This is a genomic window from Mesorhizobium sp. WSM4847 (assembly GCF_055811335.1).
Window position 1 is genome coordinate 69,954 of the sequence record NZ_JBVVPY010000016.1, and the last position, 15,511, is coordinate 85,464.

General features: G+C 62.2%; 13 protein-coding genes. 11 read left to right on the forward strand and 2 right to left on the reverse strand.

Going from position 1 to position 15,511, the window contains the following annotated elements:
• Nucleotides 1–33 precede the first annotated feature (33 nt).
• The 8 genes from AC0L28_RS22490 to AC0L28_RS22525 all read left to right on the forward strand — a co-directional run bounded on the left by AC0L28_RS22490 (nt 34) and on the right by AC0L28_RS22525 (nt 8,732).
• Complete coding sequence (locus AC0L28_RS22490; protein WP_023798059.1) at nt 34–1,038, forward strand: CobW family GTP-binding protein; 1,005 nt, start codon at nt 34–36, stop codon at nt 1,036–1,038.
• A 78-nt stretch (nt 1,039–1,116) separates the two neighbouring features.
• Nucleotides 1,117–1,377 carry a hypothetical protein gene (locus tag AC0L28_RS22495; protein WP_023798060.1) on the forward strand — a complete coding sequence of 87 codons (261 nt, stop codon included), beginning with the start codon at nt 1,117–1,119 and terminating at the stop codon, nt 1,375–1,377.
• A 355-nt stretch (nt 1,378–1,732) separates the two neighbouring features.
• Nucleotides 1,733–3,178, forward strand: a complete 1,446-nt coding sequence (locus AC0L28_RS22500; protein ID WP_473480228.1) for a homospermidine synthase — start codon at nt 1,733–1,735, stop codon at nt 3,176–3,178.
• Nucleotides 3,179–3,376: 198 nt separating this feature from the next.
• Nucleotides 3,377–3,748, forward strand: a complete 372-nt coding sequence (gene omp10, locus AC0L28_RS22505) for an outer membrane lipoprotein Omp10 (protein WP_023798063.1) — start codon at nt 3,377–3,379, stop codon at nt 3,746–3,748.
• A gap of 178 nt (nt 3,749–3,926) precedes the next feature.
• Nucleotides 3,927–5,945: a 5'-nucleotidase C-terminal domain-containing protein gene (locus tag AC0L28_RS22510; protein WP_473480230.1), complete on the forward strand. Its 2,019-nt coding sequence runs from the start codon at nt 3,927–3,929 to the stop codon at nt 5,943–5,945.
• A gap of 147 nt (nt 5,946–6,092) precedes the next feature.
• A complete protein-coding gene (hemH, locus tag AC0L28_RS22515) occupies nt 6,093–7,157 on the forward strand; it encodes a ferrochelatase (RefSeq protein WP_473480232.1) in 1,065 nt (354 codons plus the stop codon).
• A gap of 149 nt (nt 7,158–7,306) precedes the next feature.
• On the forward strand, nt 7,307–8,257 hold the full coding sequence (locus tag AC0L28_RS22520) for an SPFH domain-containing protein (protein ID WP_473480234.1): 951 nt from the start codon (nt 7,307–7,309) through the stop codon (nt 8,255–8,257).
• A 4-nt stretch (nt 8,258–8,261) separates the two neighbouring features.
• Nucleotides 8,262–8,732, forward strand: a complete 471-nt coding sequence (locus AC0L28_RS22525) for an NfeD family protein (protein ID WP_473480236.1) — start codon at nt 8,262–8,264, stop codon at nt 8,730–8,732.
• A 78-nt stretch (nt 8,733–8,810) separates the two neighbouring features.
• Here AC0L28_RS22525 and AC0L28_RS22530 read toward each other — a convergent pair whose 3' ends face one another.
• On the reverse strand, nt 8,811–9,812 hold the full coding sequence (locus AC0L28_RS22530; protein ID WP_473480238.1) for a KpsF/GutQ family sugar-phosphate isomerase: 1,002 nt from the start codon (nt 9,810–9,812) through the stop codon (nt 8,811–8,813).
• A gap of 162 nt (nt 9,813–9,974) precedes the next feature.
• Between AC0L28_RS22530 and AC0L28_RS22535 the strand changes: the two genes are divergently transcribed.
• On the forward strand, nt 9,975–11,705 hold the full coding sequence (locus AC0L28_RS22535; protein ID WP_473480240.1) for an outer membrane beta-barrel protein: 1,731 nt from the start codon (nt 9,975–9,977) through the stop codon (nt 11,703–11,705).
• A 69-nt stretch (nt 11,706–11,774) separates the two neighbouring features.
• Here the strand turns inward: AC0L28_RS22535 and galU are convergent, their stop codons facing one another.
• Nucleotides 11,775–12,680, reverse strand: a complete 906-nt coding sequence (gene galU / locus AC0L28_RS22540; RefSeq protein WP_023798070.1) for a UTP--glucose-1-phosphate uridylyltransferase GalU — start codon at nt 12,678–12,680, stop codon at nt 11,775–11,777.
• 212 nt (nt 12,681–12,892) lie between these two features.
• On the opposite strand from galU, the gene AC0L28_RS22545 reads away from it, so the two are divergent.
• Together AC0L28_RS22545 and AC0L28_RS22550 are read left to right on the forward strand one after the other, a co-directional pair.
• Nucleotides 12,893–14,116, forward strand: a complete 1,224-nt coding sequence (locus tag AC0L28_RS22545) for a lytic murein transglycosylase (RefSeq protein WP_091594951.1) — start codon at nt 12,893–12,895, stop codon at nt 14,114–14,116.
• 127 nt (nt 14,117–14,243) lie between these two features.
• A complete protein-coding gene (locus tag AC0L28_RS22550; RefSeq protein WP_473480242.1) occupies nt 14,244–15,479 on the forward strand; it encodes an SGNH/GDSL hydrolase family protein in 1,236 nt (411 codons plus the stop codon).
• Nucleotides 15,480–15,511 lie beyond the last annotated feature (32 nt).

The window sequence follows — 15,511 nt, forward strand, 5'->3', positions numbered from 1 at the left end:
GGGCGATCCAATCCGCAACATCCGGAGACGACCATGCCTCTTGAAGCCTCCCAGAAAATGGCCGTCACGGTTCTTACCGGTTACCTCGGCGCCGGCAAGACGACGCTGCTCAACCGCATCCTGTCCGAACAGCACGGCAAGCGTTACGCCGTGATCGTCAACGAGTTCGGCGAGATTGGCATCGACAACGACTTCATCGTCGATACCGACGAAGAAGTCTTCGAGATGAACAACGGCTGCATCTGCTGCACGGTGCGCGGCGACCTGATCCGGATCATTGAGAGCTTGATGCGGCGCAGAGACCGTTTCGACGCCATCCTGATCGAGACGACCGGCCGTGCCGATCCCGCCCCCGTCGCCCAGACCTTCTTCGTCGACGACGATGTCAGGCAGAAGACGAAACTCGATTCGATCATCACCGTCGCCGATGCCAAGCATCTCCTCGGCGAGTTGGATCATGCCCACGAGGCGCAGGAGCAACTCGCCTTCGCCGATATCGTCATACTGAACAAGACCGATCTGGTGGCGCCGGCCGAACTCAAGGCAGTGGAGGCGCGCATTCGCAGGATCAACCCGACGGCTGCGATCAAGCATTCCATACGTTGCAACGTTCCACTCGACGAGGTTCTGGATCGCGGCGCGTTCGATCTGAACCGTGTCCTCGAAGTCGAACCGGACTTTGTCGACGCGGGCAACGACCATGTGCATGACGATCACGTCACCAGCTTCTCTCTCGTCACGGAAGCTTCGATCGATCCGCGCAAGTTCTTGCCGTGGATCCAGATGATCACACAGAAATTCGGCATCGACATGCTGCGCATGAAAGGCATCCTGGCGTTCGAGGGCGATGAACACCGCTTTGTCGTTCAGGCCGTCCACATGCTGCTCGAAGGCGATCACCAGCGCCCCTGGAAAGCGGGGGAGAAGCGCGTCAGCCGCCTGGTATTTATCGGCCGCAACCTGCCCAAAGGCCTGATTGAAGACGGCTTCCTTAAATGCCGCGCCGAAATGGACTCTCAGGTGGCGCTGAATGCATAGGTTCGGCAAGGCCGACGGCAGCGCGCCTTTATCGCATTTGTCTGGCCGAGCGCTTTCGTCTTCGGGACGGGATTGTATATGAACCGTCTCGCGAACCCACTCGCCCCCCGCGGGTTTGCCGTTCCGGAGAAGACCAGCCAGATCAAGCTCTGGGTTCGCAAGGCTTGCGGGCTCGATGACGATATCGTCGTGTTCGTCACGGAGCTGGCATGCCGCAAAGATGGCTGTCCCGACATCGAAACGGTGATCGGCATAGTGCGTCCCGGCGAGAAAATCGAGACGATCCAGCTTCGCAAGGCAATCGCCGATGTGACCTCGCACGATCTGCCGCGAGGGTGAATGGATCGGGATATGCGCAGGGTGTTCGGCCTCTCGACCGAAGCTGCGGCGCTTACCGAGTGTCACCGGGCTGTGGCCCGGATCCGGAACCATCGACGAGCCAATGCTCGCCGCATCTTCGGCCGCGCAACTGCTGGCGCTCGACTTTGCCAACGGCGACTACAAGGGAATGACGGCCGGCCGTCAGCGGCTGGTCGTCTCCTTAACCACATGACGAATGCGGCGTAGCTCGCGGCTTTTCGCTGGTTTATGACAATGATCTGTGGTTGTAGCGCGTGGCGGTCGGGCAAAAAAATGCTTCGCTTTGCGTCTGTTTGCCCGGCTTTTCAGCCTATCTGAGGGAGTAATCGATAAAATGGCGAATGAAAACTGGCCCGTTTACGGTGAGATCACCGGCCCTGTCGTGATGATCGGCTTCGGCTCGATCGGACGGGGAACGCTGCCGCTGATCGAGCGCCATTTCAAGTTCGACAAGTCGCGCATGACGGTCATCGACCCACGCGATACCGACCGCAAGCTGCTCGACGAGCGCGACATCACCTTCATGCAGGATGCGGTGACCAGCAAGAACTACAAGAAGCTTTTGACGCCGCTGCTGACCAAAGGCGGTGGCCAGGGCTTTTGCGTCAACCTGTCGGTCGACACCGGCTCGGTGGATTTGATGCGGCTCTGTCGCAAGCTGGGTGTGCTTTACATCGACACCGTCGTCGAGCCATGGCTCGGCTTCTATTTCGACACCAAGGCCGACACTGGCAGCCGCACCAATTATGCGCTGCGCGAATCCATGATCGAAGAAAAGCGCGCGCACCCCGGCGGGGCGACCGCAATCTCCACCTGCGGCGCCAACCCAGGCATGGTCTCGTGGTTCGTCAAGCAGGCGCTGGTCAACCTCGCAACCGATCTTGGCCTCGAATTCTCCGAGCCCGCGCAGCACGATCGCGATGCTTGGGCCAGGCTGATGAAGAAGGCCGGCGTCAAGGGTATCCACATCGCCGAGCGCGACACACAGCGCACCAAGAAGCCGAAGCCGATGAACGTGTTCTGGAATACCTGGTCGGTCGAAGGCTTCATCTCGGAAGGGCTTCAACCGGCCGAGCTCGGCTGGGGCACGCATGAGACGTGGATGCCGAAGAACGGCAAGAAGCACAAGCATGGCTCGAAGGCCGCAATCTATCTGGAGCAGCCGGGCGCCAACACGCGTGTGCGCAGCTGGTGCCCGACGCCAGGCCCGCAATATGGCTTCCTGGTGACGCACAACGAGTCGATCTCGATCGCCGACTTCTTCACCCTGCGCGGCAAGAAGGGCAAGGTCCAATATCGCCCGACCTGCCACTACGCCTACCATCCCTGCAACGACGCCGTGCTGTCGCTGCATGAGATGTTCGGCGCCGCCGGCACCGCACAACCGGTGCATCACGTGCTCGATGAAAACGAACTGGTCGACGGTGTCGACGAACTCGGCGTGCTGCTCTACGGCCACGACAAGAACGCCTATTGGTACGGCTCGCAGCTGTCGTTGGCGGAGGCGCGCAAGCTGGCGCCTTATCAGAACGCCACGGGCATGCAGGTCACGTCGGCAGTGCTGGCGGGCATGGTCTGGGCGCTGGAAAATCCCGAGGCCGGCATCGTCGAGGCGGACGAGATGGACTACAGGCGCTGCCTGGAAGTGCAGTCGCCCTATCTCGGGCCGATCAAGGGCTACTACACCGACTGGACGCCGCTCGACAACCGCCCTGGGCTGTTCCCGGAAGACGTCGACAAAAACGACCCATGGCAATTCCGCAACATCCTCGTTCGATAGTTCAGCATCCCCGTTCGATAGCAATGTCTCACTGCCTTGCAATCGTCTGGAAATCGGGCGATTGAAGGAAGGCGGCCTGGAGCGACGTGCATCCATTTGGACGCACAAAGTACGCTCTAGCGGTTCGAGTGTACGCATCGTGCTTTCCGAAAAATCGCATCGATTTTCGGGCCAATGCGAGAGGAGAGGATCTTGATGATGACGATTGCGCGCAAATTGCTTTCGGCCGGCGTTGTCGCGGCCGCTGCCGCCTTGGCGGCGTGCACCACCGCCGGCCCGGGCGGGCCGCCATCGGCCACGCGGAGTCCGGTCGAAGGCTCATGGATCGACGCGCAGGGCACAGGCCTGTCGACCTTCGCCGGCGGCAGCTTCAAGACCGTCGCCACCGACACCGGCCAGAAGCTTGCCGACGGCAGTTACGCCATGACCGGCGGCACCTCGGTCCAAATCCAGGGCACTTCGCTGATCCGCCAGACGCCGATCAGCTTCAACTGCTTGTTGATCTCCACCTCGCAGCTTAACTGCACCAGCGTGAGCGGGCAGAACTTTGTGCTGACGCGACGCACCTGAGCCCATACTGAACTGCTTTTGCAAAGGACGGCGGGTTGAGGCCGCCGTCTTTTTGTGCCGGCAAAGCTGGGCCCGATTCCGCTTGCATCGGCTAAAACGCGATGTGAACATGGGCGAAAAGCCGGCTGTTATGTGCCAGTCGAGCGAGGGCGTTAAACACGTCATCCGGGAGACGAAGATGAAGAAGATCGCCGCCATTGCCGCCCTGTCGGCGTCTACGCTTGGCCTGTCGACCGGCATGTCCTTTGCCGACTACACGCTGAACATCCTGCACATCAACGACTGGCACAGCCGCATCGAAAGCAACAACAAATATGAATCGACCTGCTCGGCCGAAGAGGAGACCAAGGGCGAGTGCACCGGCGGCGCGGCGCGGCTGATCACGGCGATCGCCCAGCAGCGGAAGAAGCTGGAAGGCCAGAACGTGCTGCTGCTCAGCGCCGGCGATAATTTCCAGGGTTCGCTGTTCTATACGACCTACAAGGGCAAGACCGAAGGCGAATTCCTCAACCAGATGAAATTCGACGCCTTGGCGGTCGGCAATCACGAGTTCGACGACGGCGAGGCGGCGCTGGCGCCGTTCCTGGATATGATCAAGTTTCCGGTGCTCGGCGCCAATGTGAAGGCCAACGCGCAATCCAAGCTCGGTGACCGCGTGAAACCGTCTGTTGTGATCGAGGTCGGCGGCCAGAAGATCGGCGTCGTCGGCGCGGTCACCAACGACACGCCGGAGCTCGCTTCGCCAGGCCCTAACGTCACGATCGAGGACGACGTCAAGTTGATCACGTCAGAGGTCGAGAGGTTGAAGGGAGAAGGCGTCAACAAGATCATCGCGGTCACCCATATTGGTTACAAGCGCGAGCGTGACGTCATCGCCAAGATCCCGAGTGTCGACGTGGTGGTTGGCGGCCACAGCCATTCGCTGCTGTCCAACACGGACCCCAAGGCTGAAGGCCCCTACCCGACGATGGTCGACAATCCGGACGGCTACAAGGTGCCGGTCGTCCAGGCGGCGTCCTATTCGAAATATCTCGGCGAGTTCAAGGTCGTGTTCGACGACAACGGTGTCGTCAAGCAGGCCAGCGGCGACCCGATCTACCTCGACAAATCGATCACGCCAGACCCCGCCGTGCTTGCCCGCATCAAGGAGCTCGGCGCGCCGATCGAGGCGTTGAAGAACCAGGAGGTCGCCGAAACCACCAAGGCGATCGACGGCAGCCGTGAGAACTGCCGCACCCGCGAGTGCGAGATGGGCAATCTCGTCTCCGATGCCGTCCTCGACCGCGTCAAGGACCAGGGCGTCGAGATCGTCATCACGAATGGCGGCGGTCTGCGCGCTTCGATCGACCAGGGCACCGTCACCATGGGCGAGGTGCTGAACGTGCTGCCGTTCCAGAACACAGTGGCGACCTTCCAGATTTCCGGCAAGGATCTGGTTGCCGGGCTGGAGAACGGTCTCAGCCAGATCGAGGACGGCGCCGGCCGCTTCCCCCAGGTTGCCGGCCTGAAGTATTCATTCGACATATCGGCCACCGCGAATGCCGGGCGCGTCAAGTCGGTCGAGGTCATGCAAGGCGGCGGGTGGACGCCGATCAATCCGGACAAGGATTACCTGGTCGCCACCAACAACTATGTGCGCCAGGGTGGCGACGGCTACAAGGTGTTCGCCGACAAGGCCAAGAACGCCTACGATTACGGTCCGGGCCTCGAACAGGTGGTCGCCGATTATCTCGGCGCGCATCGGCCCTATACGCCGAAGCTCGAGGGCCGCATCACCGAAATCACGGCCGCCGCCGCGGCGGAACCGGCCCAGCAGCCGGCTCAGGAATCGGCGAAGCCGGCCGAGGCTCCCGCTCCGGCCGAGCCCGCAAAACCGGCAGAAACGGCTCCAGCCGCGACTGCGGAGCCGGCGATGCCCGAACCGCCGGCCGGTTCGGACGATATTGCCACGACACCGCCAGCCGTGCCGACGGAACCCGCCCCGGCAGCGCCGGCACCAGCGGAGGCTGCGCCTGCCGAGCCGGCAAAGCCGGCCGAAAGCAGCCATGTGATCGTTGCCGGCGACACCTATTGGGATTTGGCGGAAAAGGCCTATGGCGATGGCGCCAGGTGGAAAACGATCTCCGACGCCAACCAGGACTACGAGCCGCGCCGCCTTCCCGTCGGCGCAACCTTGACCATCCCGGCCGCAAACTGAATTCTTCTGTCATTGTTGGAAAACCCGTCCGGCAAACCGGGCGGGTTTTTCTGCTTTCGCCTCCCAAGCTTAGATAAGGTGCGGCCAGACGCTGCATTGAAAACCGGCGCGGCATCGCTAGTTTCACGCGGTGTCCGGAGATCCTTTATGACGCCTTCCAACCCTGCCGATCCCAAGGCCGCGACGGTCCTCGACCGGCTGCCGGCAAGACAGCCGCCGGTCGGGGCGGGCAGGATCGGCGTCATGCTGGTTAATCTCGGCACTCCCGACGGCACGGAATTCAAGCCGATGTGGCGCTATCTCAGAGAGTTCCTGTCCGATCCGCGCGTCATCGAACTCAACAAGGCGATCTGGTACCCGATCCTCTACGGGCTGGTTCTCACCACACGGCCGAAGAAGTCGGGCGCCAACTATGCCAGGATCTGGAACCGGCAGCGTGACGAGTCGCCGCTGCGCACCTACACCCGCGCTCAGAGCGAAAAGCTGACCGAGGCGCTGCGCGACCTGCCCGGCGTCAGCGTCGACTGGGCAATGCGTTACGGCAATCCTTCGACCGAGAGCGTCGCCAACGGGCTGGTCGCGCAGGGCTGCGACCGCATTCTGACATTTCCGCTTTACCCGCAATATTCCGCGACCACGACCGCCACCGCCAACGACCAGTTGTTTCGCGCGCTGATGAAGATGCGCCGCGCCCCGGCGATCCGCAGCGTGCCGCCCTACTATGCCGAACCGATCTATATCGAAGCGCTCGCCCGTTCGATCGAGCGCCATCTGGCGAGCCTCGATTTCGAGCCGGAAATGGTCATCGCCTCCTACCACGGCATTCCAAAACCCTATTCCGACATGGGCGATCCCTATCAGGCCCATTGCCTGGAGACGACCCGGCTGCTGCGGGAAAAGCTCGGCTGGAATGAGAAGAAGCTGATCACCACGTTCCAGTCGCGCTTCGGCGCGCAGGAGTGGCTGCAGCCCTACACCGACAAGACGGTCGAAAAACTGCCCGGAGAAGGCGTGAGATCGATCGCCATCGTCAATCCGGGCTTTTCTGTCGACTGCATCGAGACGCTGGACGAGATCGGCAGGGAGGCGGCCGAGACCTTCCATCATGCCGGCGGCGAAAAGTTCGCGCATATTCCCTGCCTCAACGACAGTGCCGAGGGCATGGCGGTGATCGAGGCGATGGTGCGGCGCGAACTGTCGGGTTGGGTGTGAAGCCGATACAGTCGAGCGCCGGCAACCGGCTTTCTATGCACCGGTTATCCACTATCACCTGATTGTAACGTCCCTGAAACACACTTAAGTGTTTGGTGAAGTCGGTCGCGTTGAAACATTTCCGTGGCCGGCATCCGAGGGAGAGCCAAATGGATTTCAGTGGTTTCGATATCGCGCTTCTTGTTCTTGTCGCTCTTGTCGTGCTCGTGCTTTTCAAAGGCATCCGGACAATCCCGCAAGGCTACAATTACACCGTCGAACGCTTTGGCCGTTATACCAGGACATTGAGCCCCGGCCTCAACCTCATCGTGCCGTTCGTTGACCGCATCGGCTCCAAATTGAACATGATGGAGCAGGTGCTCGACGTCCCGACGCAGGAGATCATCACCCGCGACAACGCCACCGTCGCCGTCGACGGCGTCGCCTTCTACCAGGTGCTCAACGCGGCGCAGGCCGCCTACCAGGTCGCCGGTCTGGAGAACGCCATCCTCAACCTGACGATGACCAACATCCGTACCGTGATGGGGTCGATGGACCTCGACGAGCTTTTGTCGAACCGCGACGCCATCAACGAACGCCTGCTGCGAGTCGTCGATGAGGCGGCACATCCCTGGGGCATCAAGATCACCCGCGTCGAGATCAAGGACATCAATCCACCGGCCAATCTCGTCGAATCGATGGGTCGCCAGATGATGGCCGAGCGCAACAAGCGCGCGCAGATCCTCGACGCCGAAGGCCTCAAGCAGTCGCAGATCCTGGAAGCCGAGGGCCGCAAGGAAGCCGCCTTCCGCGACGCCGAGGCGCGCGAACGCTCGGCCGAGGCCGAGGCCCGCGCCACGCAAGTGGTGTCGGAAGCGATCACCAAGGGCGACGTGCAGGCGCTCAACTACTTCGTTGCGCTGAAATACACCGAAGCACTGACCAGGATCGGCTCCGCCACAAACAGCAAGGTCGTGCTGATGCCTATGGAAGCTTCGTCATTGATCGGCACGCTTGGCGGCATCGGCGCGATCGCCAAGGAAGTTTTCGGCGCAGAGGGCACTGCCGGCACCACGCGGCAGGCTGCACGCCCGCCCGTGGTTCGTCCCAGCGAGACCTGAGGCCATGTTCGAACGCATCATTTCCGAACTCGGCCCCTGGGTTTGGATGGTTCTCGGCTTCGTCCTCCTGGTGATGGAGGTCATCGCACCGGGCATATTCATGTTGTGGATCGGCATCGCCGCTCTGCTGACCGGCGTGGTGTCCCTGCTCATCTGGGACGCGGACTTCTGGACCTGGCAGATCCAGGTTCTCGCCTTCCTGGCGATGTCGCTGGTTTCAACCTATGTCGGCAAGAGACTGGTGGGTGGGCGCGATGATGGCACCGATCAGCCACTGCTCAACCGCCGCGGCGCACAGATGATCGGCAGGATGGCCACCTTGGACGAGCCGATCAGGGACGGCCGCGGCCGCATAAAGCTGGGCGACACGCTATGGCGCATCTCCGGCCCCGACCTGCCGGCCGGCACGCAGGTGCGCGTGACGGGCGCGGCCGACGCCGATCTGGAACTGACGGTCGAGGCGGTCCTGGACTGATCCGACCATCTCGGCGGGCGACTTTTCAAACAGGCCTGAGGTGTGTCAGAGACTGTTTCGAAATTCGCTCTGGCGAGCTCAGGCAGCGCCGATGCGCAGCAGATCGTGCAGATGGACAAGTCCGACCGGCCGTCTGCCTTCGACAACCATCAGGCTGGAGATGGTCGAACTGTTGATCGTCTGCAGCGCGGTCGCCACCAGCGTATCCGGTCCGGCCGTCTTCGGCTCCTTGGTCATGACCTGATCGACGCTCATCGCCAGAAGATTGCTGCCGATGTGGCGCCTGATGTCGCCGTCGGTAATGATGCCGATCAGCGCACCATCCGCAGCGGTTATCGCCACACAGCCAAACCCCTTGCGCGACAATTCGAGGATCGCTTCTTGCATTCCAGTGCCGGAAGGCACCAGCGGCAGCCTGTCGCCGGCATGCATGATCTCGCGGATCTGCGTCAGATTGGCGCCAAGTTGCCCACCGGGATGGAAGGTGCGGAAATGATCCGGCGTGAAGCCGCGCGCTTCGAGCAGCGCGATGGCCAGTGCATCGCCGATCACCAGTTGCAGCAGCGTCGATGTCGTCGGCGCTAGGCCGTGCGGGCACGCTTCCGACGCACGCGGCAGCAAAAGCACCACATCGGCCGCCCGCGCCAACGCCGATCGCTCTCCGGCAGTGACTGCGATCAGCGGAATCGAGAAGCGCCTGGAATAGGCGATGATGCCCTTGAGCTCGCGGCTCTCGCCCGACCACGATATGGCGATGATGGCGTCGTCCCTGGCGATCATGCCGAGGTCGCCATGATTGGCTTCGGCAGAATGGACGAAGAAGGCCGGCGTGCCGGTCGAGGCGAGCGTCGCCGCGATCTTTGAGCCGATATGGCCGCTCTTGCCGACGCCGGTGACGATGACTCGGCCGGCGATATGCGACACCATATCGACGGCGCGCGCGAACGGTTCGGTCAACCCGTTCTCGAGCGCGGCCGCCAGCGCCGCGACACCGGCCTGCTCGGTCGCTACCGTTCTAAGCGCCGAGGCGATCGAAGCCTGCCCATCGAGCCGCTTCTTGTCTGGGGATCCCGCATGCATGGCTGATGCGATTAGCGCTTTGCTGCGCGCCTGTCCAACGGAATTGCCATCCGTCAGCCGTCAAGTGGGCTTTGATCGACCGCCACCTCAACCCAACGTTAACCATCCCCGTTTACGGTTCGGTAAGTATGGCGCGCGTGCGCCGCGCAAGCAGTGGTAGCGATGTCCGGGGCCCCGCCTGAAAAGAAAAGAAGACGAAACGGCAAGGCGGTCTGCGCCTTGCTGCTGGCGACCAGCGTCTTCGCCTTGCTGCGGCCTGCGCAGCCCTATGCCCAGGTAACCGAGCTGCGCGGCGAGGTTTCGGAATCGGCGATTCTGGACGACCAGCAGCGCAAAACCAGGCAATTGAGCATCGCCCAGGATCAGACGGCGCAGGCCGGTGCAACCATCCAGAGCACTGCGCCGACGCCCACCTATCAGCCGGCCAGCCCGGGCGCCGTGCAGGACGACGACGCGGCACCCGCGACCGGCAGCATTTTTGATCCGCCGGAAGCAACCGACGATCCGTTTGCGGACGCCCCCGTTCCCGTCCCGTCGCGCCGGCCATCGAGCGCAACCCAGGGCGCAGCCGATCAGGACGAAGCCGCCGAGACACAGGCCGCCACCGCGGCGACGGCCCCGACGGATGACGAGGACACCGCCGAGACGGACCCAATCAATTCCCGTGCCGTGACCATCGATTCCGCCGACAGGCAGCAACTCGATCCGGGCGCCGAGCGCGCCGAAGCCATCGAAGGCCGGGACAGGAGGGCCGAGGACGACCCGTTCGCCGCCACCGGCATCAAACTCGGCTCCTTCGTGATCAGGCCGACGCTCGAGCAAGGCCTGAAGGCCTCATCGAATGCCGATTCAAGCGCCGAAGGCAAGCCGGCCCTGCTGTCGGAAACGACGCTGCGCTTCAACGCCATCTCCGACTGGCGGGAGAATTCGGCTATGGTCGACGGCTACGGCACCTTTCTCAAGACCCTATCGGGCGACGAGGTTGAGGAGGCGCGCGGCCGTGTCGAAAGCACGCTCAATGTCGACTTCGACAACGATCTGCGCGCCATCGCCAAGCTCGGTTACGAGGCGGCACCGGAATCGGCTTCCTCGCCGGTCGTCATCGAAGGCACCGCCGAGCAGCCGGTGCGCCAGACCATTGATGGCAGCCTGGCGGTCGAGAAGGATGCCGGCAAGATGCGCTTCGCCCTGACCGGCGCAGTCGAACACGACATCTACGGCGACGCCAGGCTTTCGACGGGCGGAACGCTGTCGCAGAAAGACCGCGATTCGACGCTCTATACCGCCACCTTGCGCACCGGCTATGAGATTTCGCCCTCCATCACCCCTTTCACCGAGGTCGAAATCGGCCGCCGGGTCTATGATTTGCGGGTCGACAGCAATGGTTTCGAACGATCCTCGACGCGGCTTGGGGTTCGGGCCGGCGCCGAGCTCGACCTCGGCGAGAAGCTTGCCGGCGAGTTCTCGGCCGGCTGGCTGCGCGAGGCGATCGACGATGACCGCCTGCCGGCAATTTCGGGCGCCACGGTGAACGCCGACCTCAGATGGTCGCCGCAACGCGGCACCACGATCGGCCTCACCGGGCAGACGATCGTCGAGGGCACGACAACCGCCGACGAAAGCGGCACCATCCTTTACTCCGGCCGCCTCACCGCCGAGCGGGAAATCCGTGCCAACCTGATCGGCAACGCAGCTCTCGGCGTAGACTGGCGCGACTACATCGGGTCGGACGGCCAGGATCTGACGCTGAGCGCCGAGGCCGGACTGACATGGTGGCTGAACCGATATGCCGGACTGACCACTCGCGCCAGAACTGAAAAACAGACCAGCAACATCGAGGGCCGCGACTACACCGCCCACAGCATCTTTGTCGGAGTGACGCTGCAGCCGTAAACCAAGCCGCCGCGCACCCTCGGTTCAGGCCCGAGGGCATGCTTTTGCGCGCATGCATTAGCCCGGGGGTTAGAACGCCGCGCCCCGCTGCTCTGACGGTTTCATCTCGTCGAGAAGCTTGCTGATAACGCCCGCCATGCGTCCGTTCATGTCGCTGCGCCACAGCGCGAAGGCGACGTTGGCCTCGACAAAGCCTTCCGGCGATCCGCAATCGAAGGTGCGCCCTCGGTAGTGGCAGCCATAGAAGGGCTGCTGCTTCTCCAGCTTCAGCATCGCATCGGTGAGTTGTATCTCGTTGCCGGCGCCCTTCTCCTGGCCTTCGAGTATCCCAAATATCTCCGGCTGCAGGATGTAGCGCCCGTTGATGTATAGGTTGGAGGGTGCCGTGCCGGTCTTCGGCTTTTCCACCATGCCGGTAATGCGGAAGCCGTGATGCGTATCCTCGCCGCGGCCGACGATGCCGTATTTATGGGCCTCGGCAGGGTCGCATTCCTGAACCGCGACGATGTTGTTGCCGGTCTCGGCATAAAGCTCGACCATCTCCTTCATGCAGCTTTTTTCGGACTGCATGATCATATCGGGCAAAAGCAGCGCGAAGGGCTCGTCGCCGACCAGCTCGCGGGCACACCAGACGGCATGGCCAAGGCCAAGCGGCACCTGCTGGCGGGTGAAGCTGGTCTGCCCTGGCGAAGGTTGCAGCCGCTGCAGGCGGGCGAGCTCATCGTCCTTGCCGCGTTGGGCAAGCGTGTCATAGAGTTCGAACTGAACGTCGAAATGGTCCTCGATGACCGCCTTGTTGCGTCCGGTCACGAAGATGAAATGCTCGATGCCGGCTTCGCGTGCCTCGTCGACCACATACTGGATTACAGGCCTGTCGACGACGGTCAGCATTTCCTTGGGTATGGCCTTGGTGGCCGGGAGAAAACGCGTGCCGAGGCCAGCGACCGGGAAAACTGCCTTGCGAACTCTCTTCATGCTGTCAAATATCCGCTTCTAAGGTTATTCGGCAATCCCGCTTCAAGACATTTTCGTGCCGGAATCTGGGATTATGGAACGGCTGGTCAGAAAAAATCTGTAGTCCGTAAAGCACCAACCCGCCTTTTCGTTCCCAACGGCACCTATGGTAAACTAAATGCTAACCGGGTTCGGCGATGAATGATCTTCCTGTGATGAAGAAGGAGGAAAAGATGTCCGTTCGCGACGCCGCAAAGCGCTTCACCAGCATCGTTGCGGCCGCCAGTCTGTCGCTTGCCTTGCTGATGCCCACCGGATCGGCTTTTGCCGACGCCGGTTTCCGGCAATGGGTGGCGAGCTTCCGCGCCACCGCGGTGCGGAGCGGCGTTTCCGGCGCCGTTTACGACCGCGCATTCGAGGGCATCAGCGATGCCGACCCGGTCGTGCTGGAAAAAGCGCGTTATCAACCCGAATTCACCGCGCCCGCCTGGGACTATTTCGACAACCGCGTCCATGACCAGTCGGTCGCTGTTGGCAAGCAGATGGCCAGGAAGTGGAAGCCGTGGCTGGACAGGATCGAGGCAAGATACGGCGTCGACCGTCACATCCTGCTGGCGATCTGGTCGATGGAATCGAACTACGGCGAAATCCTCAAGCGCGACGATGTCATGCGCAATGTCGTGCGTTCACTGGCCACGCTTGGCTATGCCGATTCGAGACGATCGAAATTCGCCCGCACGCAGTTGATCGCGGCGCTGAAGATCCTGCAAAGGGGCGACATCGATAAAAGCCACCTCAGTGGCTCATGGGCCGGCGCCATGGGCCATACCCAGTTCATTCCCACCAGCTACCAGGCCTATGCGGTCGACATGGACGGCGACGGCAAGCGCGACATCTGGAATTCGATTCCCGATGCATTGGCAACGGCCGCCAATCTGCTCAGGAAGAACGGCTGGCAGGCCGGCAAGACCTGGGGCTATGAAGTCAGCCTTCCCGACGGAAAGAAGTTCCCGGCCGGATCGAAGTCGTTGTCGCAATGGCAAGCGCTGGGTGTCACGCGTGCCAACGGCAAGCCGTTCAAGAGTGGGGAGAAGGCCACGCTGAAGGTGCCAGGCGGCCGTGGCGGCCCGGCTTTCCTGATGGTCAAGAATTTTTCGGTCATCAAGCGTTACAACAATGCCGACAAATATGCGGTTGCCGTTGGCCTTCTTGCCGACGAAATCGCCGGTTATGGTGGGCTTGTGCAGGACTGGAAGCGGCCTTTCACGAAGCTCTCCTTCGAGGAGAGGCAGGAGCTTCAGCAACGGCTTTCCCAGTACGGCTACTATGACGGCAAGTTCGACGGCAAGATCGGCGAGGGATCGAAAGCCGCCATCATGGCCTTTCAGGCGAAGGCTGGCTTGACCCAGGACGGACATCCGAGCATGGAAGTGCTCAAATGGCTCAGGCAGAACTAGCTTCGCATAGGGCAGACCCGGAGCATCGGACCGAAACCGGTTTTGAGGAAATGCGATGCTCAACTTAAGGTAGAGCGGCGGCACGGTTGTATCAGAGTCCGGCGCTCTTTAGGGATGGAGACGGTAATTGGTTTCGGCTGCGCGTATCCGTGTGATCCTTCGTCGCGTGCCGATCCTGATTCTGGCTATTGCCGTCCTGGCCGTCGGCACTGCCGCCGTCTTTCACACGCCGGCCGTGGCGCAGGAAGAACAAAGGCGTGGCTGGTCGCTGCGCGACCTGTTGTTTCTGCGCCGAAGCGAGCGGGCGGAACCGCCGCGACTGATTGAGCCGCGACGGATTCAGAGGATCGGGCCACGCAAGCCAAAAGTCAGAAAGTCGCGTGCCGCGCCGCGACGGCCGGCTGAGCCGGCAGCCCCCATTGTCGAGAAGGCGCCGGATGCCCGCACCGTTCTGGTGATCGGCGATTTCATGGCGACCGGCCTCGCCGAGGGTCTCGACACCGCCTTTGCCGAAAACAATAAGGTCAGGATCGTCGTTCGCAGCAATGGTTCGTCCGGTTTCGTGCGTGACGATTTTTACAACTGGCCTGAACAGATCAAGTCGCTGATCGAGACCGAAAAGCCCGCGGCCGTGATCGTCATGCTGGGTTCCAATGATCGGCAGCAGATGCGCGTGAACGGTGAACGCGAACAGCCACGGTCCGAAGAGTGGACCAAGGAATACGAACGCCGTACCGAAGCGTTCGGCAGGGCCATCGCATCGGTCAAGGTGCCGTATCTGTGGGTCGGCATGCCGGCCTTCAAGGCGCCGAAGATGACCTCCGACATGCTGGCTTTCAACGACATCTACCGCTCGACGGCCGAGAGCCATGGCGGCGAATTCGTCGACATCTGGGACGGTTTCGTCGACGAGGAAGGCGCCTTTGTCACCAGCGGGCCTGATATCAACGGCCAGCCGGTGCGCCTGCGCACCGACGACGGCATCCGTGTGTCGAAAGCCGGCAAACGCAAGCTCGCCTTCTATGCCGAAAAACCCTTGCTGAAGATCCTTGGAATGACCTCGCCTCCGGGCACACTGGCAGCTTATGCGCCAGCCGGCGCTCCGGTCGGGGCGCCGACACCGACACCCATGCCCGTCGATCGCACTGTGCCGATGCTGCTCAGCGATCCGGCACTCGACGGCGGTTCGGAACTTCTCGGCGCCGCAGCGCCGGCAAAGGCGGACGGGCCTGGCGAAAAACTCTTCGTCGAGGGCAAGGTATCAGCTGCTTCGCCCGGACGCGCGGACGATTTTTCCTGGCCGCCAAGGAAGCAGCCTGCGGCGGCGGCCGTGCCCGAAACGACCACGGCGATCACTCCGTAAGTAAACTGCTCCGGGCACCGGCCTACGCCGGC